The 16,590-nt window shown below is 43.0% G+C and carries 18 protein-coding genes; 9 read left to right on the top strand and 9 right to left on the bottom strand.

Annotation, left to right across the window (positions count from 1 at the left end; all coding sequences use genetic code 11):
• On the bottom strand, positions 1–1,221 hold the full coding sequence (locus AACZ11_RS04045; RefSeq protein WP_290626969.1) for an amidohydrolase: 1,221 nt from the start codon (positions 1,219–1,221) through the stop codon (positions 1–3).
• A 198-nt stretch (positions 1,222–1,419) separates the two neighbouring features.
• On the opposite strand from AACZ11_RS04045, the gene AACZ11_RS04040 reads away from it, so the two are divergent.
• Positions 1,420–3,738, top strand: a complete 2,319-nt coding sequence (locus AACZ11_RS04040; protein ID WP_290626942.1) for a UvrD-helicase domain-containing protein — start codon at positions 1,420–1,422, stop codon at positions 3,736–3,738.
• Here AACZ11_RS04040 and AACZ11_RS04035 read toward each other — a convergent pair.
• Entirely contained in the window at positions 3,735–4,622 is an 888-nt protein-coding gene (locus tag AACZ11_RS04035; protein ID WP_290626941.1) for an alpha/beta hydrolase, read from the bottom strand. The two genes, AACZ11_RS04040 and AACZ11_RS04035, sit on opposite strands and share 4 nt — an antisense overlap.
• A gap of 109 nt (positions 4,623–4,731) precedes the next feature.
• On the opposite strand from AACZ11_RS04035, the gene AACZ11_RS04030 reads away from it, so the two are divergent.
• The 3 genes from AACZ11_RS04030 (at position 4,732) to AACZ11_RS04020 (ending at position 6,557) form a co-directional block, all read left to right on the top strand.
• Positions 4,732–4,944 (top strand): DUF2945 domain-containing protein, encoded by a 213-nt coding sequence (locus AACZ11_RS04030; protein WP_290626940.1) that lies wholly within the window; start codon positions 4,732–4,734, stop codon positions 4,942–4,944.
• 62 nt (positions 4,945–5,006) lie between these two features.
• Positions 5,007–5,624 (top strand): L-threonylcarbamoyladenylate synthase, encoded by a 618-nt coding sequence (locus AACZ11_RS04025; RefSeq protein WP_290626939.1) that lies wholly within the window; start codon positions 5,007–5,009, stop codon positions 5,622–5,624.
• A gap of 96 nt (positions 5,625–5,720) precedes the next feature.
• Entirely contained in the window at positions 5,721–6,557 is an 837-nt protein-coding gene (locus AACZ11_RS04020; protein ID WP_290626938.1) for an alpha/beta hydrolase, read from the top strand.
• An 11-nt stretch (positions 6,558–6,568) separates the two neighbouring features.
• On the opposite strand, the gene AACZ11_RS04015 is transcribed toward AACZ11_RS04020, so the two are convergent.
• The 6 genes from AACZ11_RS04015 to AACZ11_RS03990 all read right to left on the bottom strand — a co-directional run bounded on the left by AACZ11_RS04015 (position 6,569) and on the right by AACZ11_RS03990 (position 11,285).
• Positions 6,569–7,057, bottom strand: coding sequence for a nuclear transport factor 2 family protein (locus AACZ11_RS04015; protein ID WP_290626937.1), 489 nt, complete (start codon positions 7,055–7,057; stop codon positions 6,569–6,571).
• Positions 7,058–7,132: 75 nt separating this feature from the next.
• Complete coding sequence (locus AACZ11_RS04010) at positions 7,133–7,738, bottom strand: DinB family protein (RefSeq protein WP_290626936.1); 606 nt, start codon at positions 7,736–7,738, stop codon at positions 7,133–7,135.
• Between the two features lie 128 nt (positions 7,739–7,866).
• Positions 7,867–8,727 carry an OmpA family protein gene (locus AACZ11_RS04005; RefSeq protein ID WP_290626935.1) on the bottom strand — a complete coding sequence of 287 codons (861 nt, stop codon included), beginning with the start codon at positions 8,725–8,727 and terminating at the stop codon, positions 7,867–7,869.
• A gap of 146 nt (positions 8,728–8,873) precedes the next feature.
• Positions 8,874–9,728, bottom strand: coding sequence for a flagellar motor protein MotB (locus AACZ11_RS04000; RefSeq protein WP_034257776.1), 855 nt, complete (start codon positions 9,726–9,728; stop codon positions 8,874–8,876).
• A gap of 93 nt (positions 9,729–9,821) precedes the next feature.
• A complete protein-coding gene (locus tag AACZ11_RS03995) occupies positions 9,822–10,817 on the bottom strand; it encodes a glycosyltransferase family 2 protein (RefSeq protein WP_290626934.1) in 996 nt (331 codons plus the stop codon).
• Between the two features lie 18 nt (positions 10,818–10,835).
• Positions 10,836–11,285 carry a type I restriction enzyme HsdR N-terminal domain-containing protein gene (locus AACZ11_RS03990; protein WP_290626933.1) on the bottom strand — a complete coding sequence of 150 codons (450 nt, stop codon included), beginning with the start codon at positions 11,283–11,285 and terminating at the stop codon, positions 10,836–10,838.
• 53 nt (positions 11,286–11,338) lie between these two features.
• Between AACZ11_RS03990 and holA the strand changes: the two genes are divergently transcribed.
• Complete coding sequence (gene holA, locus AACZ11_RS03985) at positions 11,339–12,343, top strand: DNA polymerase III subunit delta (RefSeq protein WP_290626932.1); 1,005 nt, start codon at positions 11,339–11,341, stop codon at positions 12,341–12,343.
• On the opposite strand, the gene AACZ11_RS03980 is transcribed toward holA, so the two are convergent.
• Positions 12,340–12,717 (bottom strand): DoxX family protein, encoded by a 378-nt coding sequence (locus AACZ11_RS03980; protein ID WP_290626931.1) that lies wholly within the window; start codon positions 12,715–12,717, stop codon positions 12,340–12,342. The genes holA and AACZ11_RS03980 overlap by 4 nt on opposite strands.
• Positions 12,718–12,884: 167 nt before the next feature.
• Here AACZ11_RS03980 and menA point away from each other — a divergent pair, with 167 nt between their 5' ends.
• Genes menA through AACZ11_RS03960 form a run of 4 tightly spaced genes read left to right on the top strand, consistent with a single transcriptional unit; the run spans position 12,885 to position 16,589 of the window.
• A complete protein-coding gene (gene menA / locus AACZ11_RS03975; protein ID WP_290626930.1) occupies positions 12,885–13,787 on the top strand; it encodes a 1,4-dihydroxy-2-naphthoate octaprenyltransferase in 903 nt (300 codons plus the stop codon).
• 29 nt (positions 13,788–13,816) lie between these two features.
• Positions 13,817–14,497 (top strand): metal-dependent hydrolase, encoded by a 681-nt coding sequence (locus AACZ11_RS03970; RefSeq protein ID WP_290626929.1) that lies wholly within the window; start codon positions 13,817–13,819, stop codon positions 14,495–14,497.
• 42 nt (positions 14,498–14,539) lie between these two features.
• On the top strand, positions 14,540–15,610 hold the full coding sequence (locus AACZ11_RS03965; RefSeq protein ID WP_290626967.1) for an o-succinylbenzoate synthase: 1,071 nt from the start codon (positions 14,540–14,542) through the stop codon (positions 15,608–15,610).
• A gap of 22 nt (positions 15,611–15,632) precedes the next feature.
• Positions 15,633–16,589 carry a CPBP family intramembrane glutamic endopeptidase gene (locus AACZ11_RS03960; protein WP_290626928.1) on the top strand — a complete coding sequence of 319 codons (957 nt, stop codon included), beginning with the start codon at positions 15,633–15,635 and terminating at the stop codon, positions 16,587–16,589.
• Position 16,590: the final 1 nt, after the last annotated feature.

The following is a 16,590-nucleotide window of genomic DNA, read 5'->3' as shown; positions in this document are numbered from 1 at the left end:
TTAGTTGTTTAGATAATCTAACGTTAGCTGAGAAAGACTCTTTACCCCTAAAGTAAGACCCGAATCATCGATCCTGAAATCGGGTGTATGGTGCGGATACGGTACAGCGGTTCCGGGTGACATCCCACCGAGATAGAAATAAAAACCCGGCACAATTTCTTGAAAGAATGAAAAATCTTCGCCCCCTGTGGTCGCGTTCATCAAAGAGACATTTTCTGTTCCCGCAATGTTTTGAAGTGTAGGAAGCATTTGCGCTGTGAGATCAGGGTCGTTATACGTAACAGCTGTATTGTTCTGCCACTCGATAGAAGCACTACCTCCATAGGCTTTGGCTATATCCTGTGCCATTTCAGTCATTCGTCGAATTATATGATCTCGCATCTTTGGGTCCAAAGTTCGAACAGTCCCTATCAGTTCGGCACTTTCAGGAATAATGTTAAAGCGAACCCCACTAGTGATCTTACCAACAGTGATCACGGCTGCTTCCTTTGTGAGATCGGATTCTCGGCTTATAATGGTTTGGAATCCGTCTATAATCTTTGCTGAAATAAGAATAGGATCTACGCCGGTCCATGGAGCAGAACCGTGTGACTGCTTACCGTTAACCGTCACCACAAAGCGCTCTACGGCAGCCATCATACCGCCCGGTTTGTATTTTATAGTGCCTACTTCGGTACCGGAGTTAATATGCAATCCAAAGATCACGTCGACATCCGGATTTTTTAATACGCCTTCTTTGATCATGAGTTTTGCACCGCCTTCTTCACCGGGAGGAGGTCCTTCTTCGGCGGGTTGAAATATAAATTTGACCGTTCCTTTAATGAGATGCGTATTTTTTGATAATACTTCGGCGACACCCATAAGTATGGCAATATGGGCATCGTGCCCGCAGGCATGCATTACACCGGTTTCCGTACCTAAGAAGGTATCGGTGACGGTGCTTTTATACGGAAGATCGTTTCGTTCGGTAACGGGAAGGGCATCGATATCGGCTCGCAGAGCAACCACCTTGCCCGGCATTTTTCCTTTGAGTACACCTACAACACCTGTTTTAGCGACTTCCGTTTTAACTTCCATACCCAAAGAACGAAGGTGTTTGGCGATCGCTTCGGCAGTTTTGAACTCCCTGTTGGAAAGTTCGGGGTGCTCATGGAAATAACGTCGCCATTGGATCACTTGATCTTCGATTTCTTGAATATCCTTCAGAAGGGCTTTGTCCATTTGTGGAAAGGCCGCAGCAGAAATTAAAAAGGTGAATAGTAATACAGAATATCGAATCATAGCCGGAATATTTCAGTTAAAGATATTTAAATTTCAGCAAACCAAAAATTGGTAAGGCTGTTTATAAATTATAGCCATTCACCCCGTGTTTTTGCACGAATTTCCCTATTTTTCGCATTCAAATTTCTTCAGAAAAAATTGCAGCAATATTTAGAACAACTCAATGAGGCACAGCGCGCTCCTGTTTTACAAAAGGATGGGGCTATGATCGTGATCGCGGGTGCAGGATCGGGAAAAACACGTGTTTTGACCTACCGCATCGCGTATTTGATGTCGCAAGGAGTGGATCCTTTCAATATTTTGGCGCTTACCTTTACCAACAAAGCCGCTCGTGAGATGAAGAAGCGTATCGCCCAGATCGTCGGGAACAGCGAGGCCAAGAATCTATGGATGGGCACCTTCCACAGTATTTTTGCTAAGATTCTGCGTTTTGAAGCCGATAAACTAGGGTATCCCTCTAATTTTACAATCTACGATACGCAAGATTCGCACAGCGTGATTCGGGCCGTGATTAAGGATATGAACTTGGATAAAGATATCTATAAATACAAACAGGTCTATTCGCGTATCTCTTCGTACAAGAACAGTCTTATTACAGTCAAAGCCTATTTCAACAATCCGGAATTGATGGAAGCCGATGCCATGGCGAAGATCCCTAGATTAGGGGATGTGTATAAAGCGTATGTCGATAAGTGTTTTAAGGCCGGCGCAATGGATTTTGACGATCTTCTACTGAAGACCAACGAACTGCTTACTCGCTTTCCCGATGTGCTTTCAAAATATCAAAACCGATTTCGGTATATCCTTGTGGATGAGTACCAAGATACCAATCACAGTCAGTATCTCATTGTGCGCGCTTTGAGTGACCGTTTTCAAAATATTTGTGTGGTAGGGGATGATGCGCAAAGTATCTATGCGTTTCGCGGAGCTAATATCAATAACATTCTAAACTTTCAGAAAGATTATGACGATGTGAAGGTCTTTCGCCTAGAACAGAATTATCGATCGACCAAGAATATTGTCAATGCGGCTAATAGCATCATAGAAAAGAACAAGACACGATTGGAGAAGGTGGTGTGGACCGCCAACGATGAAGGGAACAAGATATTGGTAAATCGTACCATGACCGATGGGGACGAGGGACGCTTTGTCGCGAGTTCCATCTTCGAGAATAAAATGAACAACCAGTTAAAGAACGGTGATTTTGCCATTTTATATCGCACCAATGCCCAGTCGAGAGCAATGGAAGATGCGCTTCGGAAGAAAGATATTCCCTATCGTATTTACGGCGGACTCAGTTTCTATCAGCGTAAGGAGATCAAAGATGTGATCGCCTATTTACGCCTTATCCTAAATCCGAAGGATGAAGAAGCGATCAAACGTGTGATCAATTATCCGGCTCGGGGTATTGGTCAGACCACTATCGACCGGTTGATCGTAGCTGCCAATCATTACGACCGCTCTATGTTCGAGGTTATGGAGCATATAGATAAGATCGATCTGAAGATCAACAGCGGTACAAAGGCTAAACTAGAAGATTTTGTTACTATGATCAAAAGTTTTCAGATACTGAATGCCAGTTACGATGCCTTTCAGATCGCAGAACACGTTACCAAAAAAACAGGATTGTTACAGGAGTTAAAGAAGGATGGAACTCCGGAAGGGATCGCCCGTATCGAGAATATTGAAGAGTTGCTGAACGGGATGCGCGATTTTGTGGAAGAGCAAAAAGAACTGGCCGACACCACCGGATCGCTTGCTGAGTTTCTGGAAGACGTTGCCTTGGCAACAGATCTTGACAATGAAAAAGGCGATGAGGATCGTGTCGCACTTATGACCGTTCATTTGGCCAAGGGGCTGGAGTTTCCGTATGTGTATATCGTGGGTATGGAGGAAGATCTGTTCCCCAGCGCCATGAGTATGAATACACGCAGTGAATTGGAAGAAGAACGACGTCTATTTTACGTAGCTTTGACACGTGCCGAAAAACAGGCGTATCTTACTTATACCCAATCACGTTATCGCTGGGGAAAATTGATCGATGCTGAACCCAGCCGCTTTATTGAAGAAATAGAAGGAGACTACCTGCATTATCTTACACCGGTCACAGAGCAGCGATACAAACCACTCGTGGATGCCGATATTTTTGGCGAGGTAGATAAAAGTAAATTACGGCTCCAAAAGCCTGCAGCAGGAAGTCCTCCCAAGGGACCTACGCAAGATCAATTGCGAAAATTACGCCGATTAAAACCTGTAAGCAGTGATACCGATAAGAACTTCAACGCCAAGGACGCTAATCTAAGCGAAGGAACGAACGTTGAGCATGTGCGCTTCGGAAAAGGAAAGATCTTAAAGATCGAAGGGGTGGGTGCCGATACCAAAGCAGAGATCCAATTTGAGAATGGCGGACTTAAAAAACTATTACTTCGATTCGCCAAACTGAATGTGTTGGATTAATCCTGAACATCTAAATGCACATTTATAAATGCTGATAACTGGGATTGCAGGTCGGCGATACTCGCTGCACTCCAATCATCCCCATGACCACCCTCATATACAGTAAAACTGTTGGTTACATCATGTTGGCTCAATGCTTGTTGAAGTCTTTCTCCGTTAGTAAGGGGCACAAGAGGGTCTGTGGTTCCATAAAATAAGATAGAAGGACTACTATCGCTACTAACATGGAAGACCGGGCTAACGGCTTGGGCATAATGGGTCCCCGTCGGATATGCACTCTCGTCAACCAAGGCATCCAAGGCAAACTGAAAGTTAGGATCGTTCGCATAAAAAGGATCTGTAAAATCTGTTGGACCTACGATATCCGCAACAAATTTTACTTGATCGTTGGTGTCGTACACATAATCGTACTGCAATGCCAAGTGGGCTCCGGCGCTGGTGCCTATCAAACCAAATGTTGGTTGTATCTGCAAGATCTCATTTTCGGCAGTTAGTTTTTCTAACACTCTTTTGATATCTAGAAACTGATGAGGAAAAGCGGGTGTAGCAAGGGTGGCCAGCACATAGTTCATATTGACAATGGCATGATCCGGATGCTCTTGTTGCAGGAGGGTCACAAAATTTTGCATATCGGCTTTGTCTCCGCCCGTCCAGCCGCCGCCATGCACCAATACAAGTACTTTTGTTGATTCCGAAGATCGTCCTTCGGGGAGGTACAAGTCATAGACTTGCTGTGAAGACGGTCCATAAGGTACATTCAATTCGGTTTTAGCAAGTAACGGCTGTTCTTCTTGGAGTCCGTTCGGGTCTGCTTCCGAAGAACAGGAAACGCTTACAAAAGAGATTGCCAAGATAGGGATGAATAGGAAATGAAGCAGTTTCATTGAGATGTGTTTAAACTCCTTAACGCATAAAAGGATTTTTTATGTTAAGGAATCGTTAGAAAGACCTAATTTTATTTAGGAAGCCTTATTTTTAAATAAAAAAGCAGCAATGATACGAAAAGGAACAAAGATCCAATGGAAATGGGGACAGGGGACAGCCCAAGGCGTCGTCAAGGAGACATTTACCAACAAGGTAAGTAGAACGCTTTCAGGTACCGAAGTAACGCGAGAAGGAACCTCGGGAGATAAAGCCTTGCTTATTGAGCAAGAAGATGGAACCGAAGTGCTGAAACTAGAAAGTGAAGTAAAACGAAGGGACTAAGAATTTATTGACTTTTCTTCCGTAAAGAGGTATCTTTAACAATCGATCAAATTTGTTTTACTATGGCTGAGTTTATTAAAATCTACGAAGAGAACCCTAATCCGAAGGATGTAAAGAAAGTAGTCGATATCATTCGCAATGGAGGTTTAGTGATCTATCCCAGTGATACCGTTTACGCCTTAGGCTGCGACATCATGAACAACCGAGCCTTAGAGCGTGTTGCTCAATTGAAAGGCGTGAAACTAGAGAAAGCTAATTTCTCTTTTGTTTGTGAAGACCTGAGTAATCTATCCGACTACGTAAAACAGATTGACAGCCCCACCTTCAAAATATTAAAACGTGCACTTCCCGGACCGTATACCTTTATTCTGCCAGGAAACAATAACCTTCCCACCGTATTTAAGAAAAAGAAGGAGGTGGGTATTCGGGTTCCTGCAAATTCCATTGTCCAAGCGATCGTGCACGCGTTGGGGAACCCAATTATTTCTACATCCATCAAGGATGATGATGAAGTTATAGAATACACCACCGACCCCGAGCTTATCTTCGAAAAATGGGAACACCTGGTCGATGTGGTAGTCGATGGTGGGTATGGGGGTAATATTGCTTCCACGGTTATCGATCTCACAGGAGATCAACCCGTTCTAATTCGGGAGGGAAAGGGAAGTCTGGAGATTTAGTTTCTTTTAACAACCCCCGTTAAACTTATGGTAAACACACCTTAGAAATTTTTATAGCGTGAGAAGTTTGGTATTTTAATGTAAAATTATAGCATAATGGGATACCTTAAAACTACATCAAAAGAGCACAACGACCATATCAATCTCTACTACGAGGATTACGGTGCCGGACAACCGGTTATATTAATTCACGGTTGGCCCTTGAGTCAAGCCATGTGGGAATATCAAAAGCAAGCAATTGTGGAGGCCGGTTTTCGATGTATAAGTTACGACCGAAGAGGCTTTGGCAGTAGCGACAGGCCGTGGGACGGATACGATTACGATACCATGGCGGGTGACCTTGACAACCTCATTACCTCATTACAATTGGAAGACATCATTTTAATTGGTTTCTCTATGGGAGGCGGTGAATTAGGACGCTACGTAGGAAAATATGGAACTGCAAAACTATCAAAATTGATTTTTATCAGTTCCATTGCACCCTTTATGCTGAAGACCGACGACAATCCCGAAGGGGTACCGGCGGAAACATTTGAAGAATTTAAAGAAGGGATCAAAAAGGACCGACTCGGTTTCTTGGAGGATTTCGGAAAGGATTTCTTTAACTACGATGATAATAAGGACAAAGTGAGTAGCAGTCAGCTGCATTACAACTGGGGTATCGCTGCCGGAGCCTCTCCAAAGGCCACGTTAGACTGTATCGATGCCTTTGGCAAGACCGATCTACGAGAAGATTTGAAAAAGATCGACGTCCCTACGCTATTTATTCACGGAGATGCTGATGAGATCGTCCCTATGGGACCTACATCTCAACAAGGGCATGAGCTAGTGCCTAACAGTGCGTTACAAGTAATCGATGGGGCACCACACGGTTGTGTCTTTACACATACAGAGTTGGTTAATAAGATTATGATCAACTTCATGAAATCGTAATGACAACGCGGTCAGGAATTTTCTCTTGGCTGTTTTTTTTCAAATTCTGATAGAAAGTGACGTACCTGTTTGTTCAGTTTTTTTCTGAAAAAGGCGGTCCAACCTACCAAAAAACCTTTAAAACCCATGGATTGCTTTGCCCAGCGGTATAAATTGAAGCGGTCAATATGATTGATGATCTTTCCGTCCTTAAATTGAAATTCGGCATGGATGATATTGTGGACACGTCGCCCGGTTTTTGAAAACGTATAATACGCTTCCCAACGCGCTTTGCCTTGGGTCTCATTAAATTCAATGTTGGAAGCCTGTACCGTAAAATCGTTTCCTTTCTGTGACTCACATAGCATTCGCCACATGTTGCGTGCTTGGTTCCCCTTTAGAATGCCAAAAGCGGGATCTTCGAAAGTAATATCGGTGTGATACCACTCGATCATACGTTCTGCATCGAGATTGGCGAACGCCTCGTAAAATTTCTCAATGATGTTTTCTGAAGATGCCATATTTCTATACAAAATACATAAAAAAAGAACTCCGGGATATGCGGAGTTCTTCTATTTATAAAATCATTTTGTTGGTCATTCCTTCGGAAAGTCTGTATCCTCCATGATCTCCTGAATTTGAAGCACATGTCGTTCGGTGTGACCGGACATGAAGAGAATGACTTGGTACAGATCGAGCGTTCCAAAGGGAAGAACGGCGTAACGGTTGCGAAGATCGTCTTCGGTATTCAGGACATATTTCATATTATCGGCTCTCTTTTCCTTGAAATTTTTAAGCGTCTTCTCAAAAGAACCAAATTTACCGGTGGGCTCAAAGGGCTCCTGCGTTTTGACCTTATTACTTCGGTCTGTGATCACTTTGAGCACTTGCTCATCGTTCATCTTAACTTCCGATCGTCTTGAAGCATCGGCTTCCGACTTCAAATTCCCTTGCATCATTCCGAAGATATTGTTTTCAGAGATGGCGATATGCTCAACGCACTCGGCTATGGACCAACTTTCGGGACTGCTCTTGTAGTTGAGTTGTGCTTCGGAAAGGCCATCCACTGCCGTAAGCAACAGCTCGCGAGACTTATTAAGTTCAAAGATGGCAAAATCTCTTTCGGCTTCGGTGAGTTTATTTTCCGAAGCAGTAAAGCTAAGTAGCAATAGCGCTACCACGGGTAAAAAGAACTTTTTCATGAGGTATGTTTTAACGTGTTTTTAAATATATGATACGATGTATTTGAATGTGGTACAATAATCTAAAGATAGGCAATTAATTGTACAAAAAACCCGACCAGCATCGCGTTTGGATAAACGTTTCAGCCTTATTTTTTTTCTTCTTCGGAAAGTGTTTTCATTTCCTCTTCGATCATTTGGTAGAACTGATCGATCTTTGGTAGGACCAAGATACGGGTACGTCTGTTGGTGGCACGATTTTCAGCAGTATCATTTGGAACCAAAGGAACATACTCACCACGCCCTGCTGCTACCAATCGGCCTGGATCGATCCCTTGCGCCTGAAGCGCACGTACTACAGCTGTCGCTCTCTTTACACTTAAATCCCAATTATCTAAGAGCAAGCCGTTCTTATAGGGTACGTCATCGGTGTGTCCTTCCACCATGGCTTCAAAATTTGGCTTCCCTTTGATCACTGTGGCTACTTTTGCCAGAATTTCATTGGCTCGTGCGGAGATCTCATAGCTACCGCTCTTGAATAATAATTTATCGGCTATAGAGATATAGACAACACCTTTTTCAACACTAATTTCGATATCCGGATCGTTGATACCTACTTCTCGTTTAAGACTGGTCACCAATGCCAATGTTACACTGTCCTTTTTACTGATGGCATCCTGAAGTCTGGTAATCTTGAGGTCTTTTTCCTTTAAACTTTCCAATGATTTTTCGAGGTTAGAAGCACCCTGCGCGGTGAGCATGGTAAGGTCTTTTGAGCTTTGTATAAGATCTTCATTGGTCTTTTTGAGATCGGCGAGCCGTTCTTCCAAAGAATTGGCGCGCGCCTCCAAACCTGCCTTGTCGGTAAGACAGCTATTCAGTTTAACGGTGGTCGAGTTCAATAGGTCCTGTGATTTTTGATACTTGTTCTCCAATTCAACAAATTCCTTTTTCGAAACACAGGATGCGAACAAAGTTGCAGAAAGTAGGAGTAGTGCTATTTTTTTCATGATTCATTATTTAATTAGTATTGTTTTCAAGAAGATATATAAAAGTAAGAAATTATACAGAGTTAACGCATGAAGGCTGGCATGTATCTAAAAAACAAAAAACCCGACACGCTGTCGGGTTTTCTTATTTATAAAAACAATTGATATTATTTGCCTTCCAAGGTCTTCATTTCCTGCTCGATCATGTCGTAGAACTGATCGATCTTAGGCAATACCAAGATTCGTGTACGTCTGTTAATAGAACGGTTTTCGGCAGTATCATTAGGAACTAACGGTACATAATCTGCACGTCCGGCGGCTACTAGACGACTTGGGCTTACACCAAGATCTTGTAGTTCTCTAACGATAGCAGTAGCACGTTTCACACTAAGATCCCAGTTGTCCAATAACAATCCGTTACGATAAGGAACATTATCTGTGTGTCCCTCCACCATCGCTTCAAAATTAGGTTTGCCGTTGATTACTTTAGCAACTTTGCCTAGAATCTCTCTGGCACGTGAAGATATTTGATAGCTTCCGCTCTTGAAGATCACCTTGTCTGAAAGCGAAATATACACAACCCCTTTTTCAACATCGATCTCAATATCCGGGTCGTTGATACCTACCTCACGTTTCAAACTGGTCACTAACGCCAACGTAACACTATCCTTCTTATTAAGTGCATCTTGCAAGCGTGTGATCTTTAGATCTTTTTCTTTAAGACTTTCCAAAGACTTCTCAAGGTTTGTGGCACCTTTAGCGGTAAGCATGGTAAGGTCTTTCGAACTTTGAATAAGATCTTCGTTCGTTTTCTTCATGTCGGCAAGACGTTGCTCTAGGGCAAGCGCTCTGGCATCAGAAGCTGCCTTGTCGGTCAAACAGCTGTTTAATTTCACGGTAGCCGTGTTCAGCATGTCCTGCGTATTTTTTTGCTTCTCTTCCAGCTCTGCATATTTCTTTTTCGAAACACATGAGGTAAGGACAAAACTAGAACAGATCGCTAATATCAAAAGTTTTTTCATAATTGTTGTTCTTTTTTAAGTGTTAAATTGTTACCCAAAATTATCAAATGGAGGCTAGCTATCATAACGATTAACACAACTTTAAGTAAAATTTTAGTAGCCTTTGGGAAAGGTTCTTTTTTTCTGAACGAAATACCGCCACACAATCGACTTTATTCTGTAATATTTAAAATTTGAAGCATGTATCTTTCTCTTTTTCAGAAATATAGGAAGTAAGCGATAAAAGCTAAGGTGTGCCTTGAAAACAGCTGTAAAGTGGTGTAGTTTTCCTTGAAATAAAAATTGGAAAGCAGCTACGCCATCCAACATCATACGCTGGAACAAAAGCCACCACAATTGCACTCCTTTTACATTTTTTACAAGTACGAGTAGTGTGTTCCTAAAATTGTAAAATGTTTTTTTAGGATTGGCCACGGCAAGGGTGGCACCACCCAGATGAAAGACATGCGAGGTACCAATGTATTTAATGTGTCCGCCCATGGCATGTAAACGCCAGCACAGGTCGATCTCTTCCTGGTGTGCAAAAAAGTGCGCATCTAAGGCACCGGCCTCCCAAAAGGCGTTTCGACGTATAAATAGACAGGCACCGCTCGCCCAAAAGATATCAGCACTATCGTTATACTGACCCACATCTTTTTCGAGCGTATGAAAGATACGGCCACGACAGTAAGGGTAACCCAGTTTGTCAATATAACCGCCTGCAGCGCCGGCATATTCAAAATAATCTTTGTTCTTATAATCCAGTATTTTAGGCTGCGCTGCCACAAGGGTGAGGTTTTCTGCAAAAGCAGTAATCATAGGCTTGAGCCAACCCGGACTCACTTCCACATCGCTATTGAGAAGTACGAAGATATCTTCGGTAAGATTTTGTAAGGCCTCATTGTATCCAGCGGCATAGCCACCATTTTTTTTGTTTTGTATCACTTTGACCGAAGGGAAATGGGTTGATACATACATTACCGAATCATCTGTAGAAGCATTGTCCGCCACATAAACGGTGGCTTCTTCCGAATAGGCTACCACCGATGGCAGGAATTCCTCCAATAATTTCCTTCCGTTCCAGTTCAATATGACCACTGCTGTTTTCATCGCTGCAAAGAAAGTTCTTTATTGAGATACATACGAAGGAATATTTTCTAAAAAATCATAACGCTTTGCATTATAATCTAGTTTGCAATAATAATGGTTCAAACCATTGGTAACCAGTAAAAATTCTGCCTCAAGAACTAAATTGTAGCGTGCGATCTGGTCGAAGGTCTCCTGAGTGATAGCCACTGTGGGTGCTTTGCATTCCACGATCAAATGGATGCTTCCGTCGGGTTTAAATACCACAATATCGTACCTTTTTATCGTATCGTTGAGCTTGAGCTGTTTTTCGACATTGATATGGGAAGCGGGATACTTCTTTTCTGAAAGGAGGTAGCGAACCACATGTTGCCGCACCCATTCTTCGGGTGTAAGAACAACGAATTTTTTTCGGATTTGATCAAAAATCAATGGTTTGTTTTCGTTACTTTTGAAACGAAAGGAATAGCCGGGAAAATTCAATTTCAGCATACGGCAAAATAACAATTTCCGAAGGATTTTTCAGAAATTAAAAAGAAAACCTTGTGCCTTTAGACAAAGCCAAATCCATTATCAACGAAATAAAATCCGGAGTCATTCGTCCTATCTATTTTTTGATGGGTGAGGAACCTTATTACATCGATGGTATTGCGAAGTTTATTGAAGAATCGGTCCTTTCCGAAGAAGAAAAGGGATTTAATCAAGTGGTGCTGTACGGCCGTGATGTTACCGTGGAAGATATTGTAAGTCAGGCGAAGCGCTATCCTATGATGGCAGAGAAACAGGTAGTGATTGTAAAAGAGGCTCAGGAACTTTCCCGTACGATCGAAAATTTGGTTTCCTATGCCGAAAATCCGCAACCCACCACAGTACTCGTATTTTGCTATAAATACAAGACATTGGACAAACGTAAGAAACTTGCCAAGATCATTGGTAAATCAGGTGTCCTTTTTGAGAGTAAGAAATTATACGAAAATCAGGTTCCGGACTGGATACGTCGTGTCCTTTCCGGTCGAGGCTATACCATTACGCCAAAAGCCGCACAGATGCTGGTGGAATTTTTAGGGAACGACCTTAGTAAGGTCAATAACGAATTGGAGAAATTACAGCTCATCCTAAAACCGGGAGCACAGATCACTCCACAACATATCGAAGAAAATATTGGAATTAGTAAGGATTTCAACAATTTCGAATTGCAAAATGCCATAGGGAATAAAGACGTTCAAAAAGCTTTTACCATTATCCAATATTTTGCTCAAAATCCGAAGAATCATCCTTTAGTGATGACCATCGCACTGCTGTATAGTTTCTTCTCGAAAGTGCTTAAATACCATGCGCTGTCCAATAAAGGGGATGCAGCTAAGGTGCTGGGTGTGAGTCCGTATTTTGTAAAGGACTATGAGATAGCTTCAAAAAATTATCCAATGAAGAAGACGAGTGCTGTTATTGCTTCTATTCGAGAGATCGATATGAAGAGCAAAGGAGTGGGGGCAGCAAATCTTTCTCAAGGAGACCTGTTAAAGGAACTGTTGGTAAAAATTTTCAATTAATTTTTATCCAACGCGTATTTACCGGCACCTAAGAGCGCGATCACTAAAAAGCCCACTAGATACAATAATGCTTTTTCTTTTGAAGCGAATGGGTCATCGCCATGAACGATGAATGCTGCAACACCCATGGTGAGGAATGCAGGTATGGCAGCCCAACGGGTTTTAAATCCTACAATGATCAACAGAGGGCAGATTGCTTCTCCCAACACCGCAAGAACCAAAGAAACGGGTTCTCCCAAACCAATGGGATCTCCAAATTCAAAATTACCGCTTAGCAGTTTCAGTAGTTTCGGGATGCCGTGTGTAAGCATCATGCCGGCAAAGCCTATACGCAGTAAAAGTAACCCTAAATGATAACGTGTAGTGTTGTTCATTTTTATTTTTTTTAAATACGTTCAAATGTATGAAACCCCCAAGGAATCTCAAAGAAGAATGTGGTGAGGTAAATTAATTTACTATTGAAATGCGAAGAACCTACCTCGTTTACATGAGGTAGGTTTTTTATTTTAAATGTATTTTTGCAGCACCAAAATTATACAGAATGACAAAAGTACGTGCCTGGATCGCTGCAGCCCGATTACGAACCCTGCCCTTGTCCATTTCAGGAATTATAACGGCTGCCGCCGTTGCCCACGCTACAAACAGTTTCTCCCTCTCGATATTTGTATTGGCATTGGCTACGACCTTGGGGTTTCAAGTGCTTTCTAACTTTGCCAACGATTATGGGGATGGTGTAAAAGGAACCGATAACGCAGACCGTGTGGGCCCGGCCAGAGCGATGCAAAGCGGGTTGTTGACGGCGAAAGAACTAAAAGCAGGCATGGTTGTTACGGCTGTCTTCACCTTGCTCTTAGCTAGCTTGCTCATATTTATAGCGTTTGGGAGCGATAACTTTTTATTATCTTTAGTGTTTTTCAATCTGGGAATAGCGGCCATTATTGCTGCCATAACCTATACCGTGGGTAAGCGCGCTTATGGGTATCGTGCGTTGGGAGATGTGTTTGTTTTTGTTTTCTTCGGAATGGTAGGAGTGATGGGTTGTTATTTTCTTTTTACACAGGAACTTTCCCATTTTATTCTACTGCCGGCCATTACCATAGGTTTGTTGAGTACCGCAGTGCTCAATTTGAACAATATGCGTGACCGCCTTGCCGATGCGAAAGTGAGTAAAAATACGTTGGCTGTTGTGCTGGGAGAAAAAAAAGCAAAGAGCTATCATACCTTGCTAATACTAGGGGCATTTGTGTCTTCCGGTGCGTATTTTTATTTGACTGCCGAAAACTATTGGGAGTTCCTTCCGCTTGTCGCTTTCATTCCGTTGTTTTCAAACGTGTTTATCGTCTTAACGAATGAAGCTCCTGCCATGCTGGATCCCGAATTAAAGAAGGTGGCGCTTAGCACTTTCTTATTTTCAGCACTGTTTTTTGCCAGCCAATTCTTTTAGATTTATCTTTAAGAAAAAATTACATTCGTATGAAGATTACATTCTACGGTCAAAACAGCTTGGCCATTGAAGTGTCCGGCACACATATTCTTGTCGATCCCTTTATTTCGGGGAATCCTTTAGCTAAGGATAAAGTGAACATCGAAGATCTTAAAGCCGATTACATTCTATTGACCCACGCACATCAGGATCACATACTCGATGCAGAGGCCATCGCCAAACGCACCGATGCCATGATAGTGAGTAACTACGAGATAGCTACACATTATGAGAACAAAGGCTTCAATGTGCATCCTATGAATCACGGCGGAAGCTGGGATTTCGAATTCGGAAAGGTGAAGTACGTTAATGCCATCCATACCAGTTCCTTTCCTGATGGTAGTTACGGTGGACAGCCCGGCGGATTCGTAATTGAAGGGGAACATAAGAATATTTACATTGCCGGAGATACGGCGTTGACATTAGACATGAAACTTATTCCTATGCGCGTCTCTTTAGACTTGGCCATTCTGCCTATTGGTGATAATTTCACCATGGGCGTTGAGGATGCTATTATTGCCAGTGATTTCGTAAAATGCGATAAGGTGCTGGGAGTGCATTACGATACCTTTGGCTACATCGAGATCGATCACGAAGAAGCCAAACGAAAGTTCTATGACGCCGGAAAGGATCTTATGCTGCTGGCCATTGGCGAATCTATCGAATTGTAATGTAACTTGTCACCCTGAGCTTGTCGAAGGGTATTTCATATGCTGAAAGCCAACTATTACAAACACACACTGCAATTTAAACGTCCCGGTGGAACCTCGCGCGGTGTGCTACACACAAAAGATACGTGGTATATCTTCCTGCGTGACGGACAGCAATGGGGCGTTGGGGAATGTGGACTTCTACGCGGACTCTCAATAGACGATCGTCCGGATTATGAAGATAAGCTGCAATGGACATGTGAAAATATACATCTGGGAGCGATCGCACTGTATAACGCCTTAACACAATTTCCCTCCATACAGATAGGGGTGGAGACTGCGTTTCGATCCTTTGAGGCTCAACATGCTTTTAATTTATTTCCTTCTGAATTTACACAAAGGAGCGCGGCTATCCCCATCAACGGACTCGTTTGGATGGGTGATGCTGCCTTTATGCAACAACAGATACGCGAAAAACTGAACGCAGGTTTCGATTGTATTAAAATGAAGATAGGCGCAATCGATTTTGCGACCGAGTTGGATCTGTTGCGATCGCTTCGGAAGGAATTCTCAGCTTCCGAAATAGCGCTTCGTGTCGATGCCAATGGGGCTTTTGGTCCTTCCGAAGCACTCGAAAAACTGAAGCGGCTTTCCGATATGGATATCCATTCTATAGAACAGCCCATACAACAAGGACAGTGGGAAGAGATGGCGCAGCTGTGTGAGGCAACCCCGGTGCCCATCGCACTCGACGAGGAGCTTATCGGTATCTTTGCTTCCGAAGAGAAAAAGGCACTACTTCAAACCATTCGACCACAGTATATCATTCTTAAACCAAGCTTTGTGGGCGGTTTTAAAGGGAGTGATTCTTGGATAGAAATAGCCGAACACTTGGACATTGGTTGGTGGATCACATCGGCCTTGGAAAGTAATGTAGGATTAAACGCCATTTCACAATTCACCTTCACAAAAAATAGTAAATTGCCACAAGGTTTGGGTACCGGCAGCCTGTTCACAAATAATATTGAATCGCCCTTGGAAGTGCGTAACGGATCGCTGTATTATGAGACGAATAAAAAGTGGGACATAGCACTCTTAACGGGGATGGAAACCAAGGTAAGAAACGACAGATAATTTCTTAAATCAATTATAATTCATGTACATAAAACAAGCATTTTATTTTCTTCATGACTGGTGGCGCTATCTTTTGGGTGGCGTCCTTATTTTTATAGCATCGCAACTAGGGGCCATCCCTTTGTTGGCCTTGGTAATGTTCAAGGTCATGAGCGAAGGGGGTGATTTCACATCGCTGGAAGACCCGAATACGCTCATGACGACCTTAGATTCGAATCTCACCCTCTTCCTCATGTTGCTGAGTTTTGCTATTGGATTGGGGGTGCTGTATCTGGTAGTTCGGTATTTCCACAAACAACCATTTAAAACAGTAACCACATCGCGGCCTCGTACCGATTGGGGACGAGTTTGGTTTGGCTTTGGCCTTATAGCCGTCTCTACGGTGGTGTTAACAAGCATCGACTACTACATGAACCCAACCGATTATGAAGTACAATTCGATTTGGTGCCGTTCTTGATCCTCGCTGTGATCGCTATTGTCATGGTCCCGTTGCAGACCAGCTTCGAGGAGTACCTGTTTCGCGGGTATTTGATGCAGGGCGTTGGTGTGGGCGCAAAGAATCGTTGGGTGCCCTTGGTGGTTACCTCGGTGATCTTTGGTGGCTTGCATTTTTTTAATCCTGAAGTGTCCAAATTAGGAAACATCATCATGGTCTACTATATTGGTACCGGCTTCTTCTTGGGTATTATGACGCTCATGGATGAAGGGATGGAACTGGCCTTAGGGTTTCATGCAGGGAACAATCTAATAGCTGCGCTGTTGGTGACAGCAGACTGGACCGTGTTTCAAACAAACTCCATCTTAAAGGATGTGTCCGAACCTTCTGCAGGAATTGACGTTATCATGCCCGTACTCATCATCTATCCTATTTTTTTAGGGATCATGGCATGGAAATACGGTTGGACGGATTGGGGCGAAAAGCTCTTCGGAAAGGTAGTCCCTCCGCCTGAAGACGAAGCGTACGAAGAATATGTATAAA

The sequence above is a fragment of the uncultured Altibacter sp. genome (assembly GCF_963972995.1).
In the GTDB taxonomy this organism is placed as follows: Bacteria; Bacteroidota; Bacteroidia; order Flavobacteriales; family Flavobacteriaceae; genus Altibacter.
Note: the sequence above shows the minus strand (reverse complement) of the source record. Positions and strands in the feature narration are given on the sequence as shown.

Excerpts from the sequence above, each read along its gene's own strand:
- AACZ11_RS04005 (WP_290626935.1), bottom strand. The coding sequence starts at position 8,727 with ATGAAAAAAATAGCACTACTCCTACTTTCTGCAACTTTGTTCGCATCC.
- AACZ11_RS04045 (WP_290626969.1), bottom strand. The coding sequence starts at position 1,221 with ATGGACAAAGCCCTTCTGAAGGATATTCAAGAAATCGAAGATCAAGTG.
- menA (WP_290626930.1), top strand. The coding sequence starts at position 12,885 with ATGACAAAAGTACGTGCCTGGATCGCTGCAGCCCGATTACGAACCCTG.
- AACZ11_RS04015 (WP_290626937.1), bottom strand. The coding sequence starts at position 7,057 with ATGGCATCTTCAGAAAACATCATTGAGAAATTTTACGAGGCGTTCGCC.
- AACZ11_RS04035 (WP_290626941.1), bottom strand. The coding sequence starts at position 4,622 with ATGAAACTGCTTCATTTCCTATTCATCCCTATCTTGGCAATCTCTTTT.
- AACZ11_RS04025 (WP_290626939.1), top strand. The coding sequence starts at position 5,007 with ATGGCTGAGTTTATTAAAATCTACGAAGAGAACCCTAATCCGAAGGAT.
- AACZ11_RS03960 (WP_290626928.1), top strand. The coding sequence starts at position 15,633 with ATGTACATAAAACAAGCATTTTATTTTCTTCATGACTGGTGGCGCTAT.
- AACZ11_RS03980 (WP_290626931.1), bottom strand. The coding sequence starts at position 12,717 with ATGAACAACACTACACGTTATCATTTAGGGTTACTTTTACTGCGTATA.
- AACZ11_RS04000 (WP_034257776.1), bottom strand. The coding sequence starts at position 9,728 with ATGAAAAAACTTTTGATATTAGCGATCTGTTCTAGTTTTGTCCTTACC.
- AACZ11_RS03995 (WP_290626934.1), bottom strand. The coding sequence starts at position 10,817 with ATGAAAACAGCAGTGGTCATATTGAACTGGAACGGAAGGAAATTATTG.
- AACZ11_RS03990 (WP_290626933.1), bottom strand. The coding sequence starts at position 11,285 with ATGCTGAAATTGAATTTTCCCGGCTATTCCTTTCGTTTCAAAAGTAAC.
- AACZ11_RS04010 (WP_290626936.1), bottom strand. The coding sequence starts at position 7,738 with ATGAAAAAGTTCTTTTTACCCGTGGTAGCGCTATTGCTACTTAGCTTT.
- AACZ11_RS04030 (WP_290626940.1), top strand. The coding sequence starts at position 4,732 with ATGATACGAAAAGGAACAAAGATCCAATGGAAATGGGGACAGGGGACA.
- AACZ11_RS04020 (WP_290626938.1), top strand. The coding sequence starts at position 5,721 with ATGGGATACCTTAAAACTACATCAAAAGAGCACAACGACCATATCAAT.
- AACZ11_RS03970 (WP_290626929.1), top strand. The coding sequence starts at position 13,817 with ATGAAGATTACATTCTACGGTCAAAACAGCTTGGCCATTGAAGTGTCC.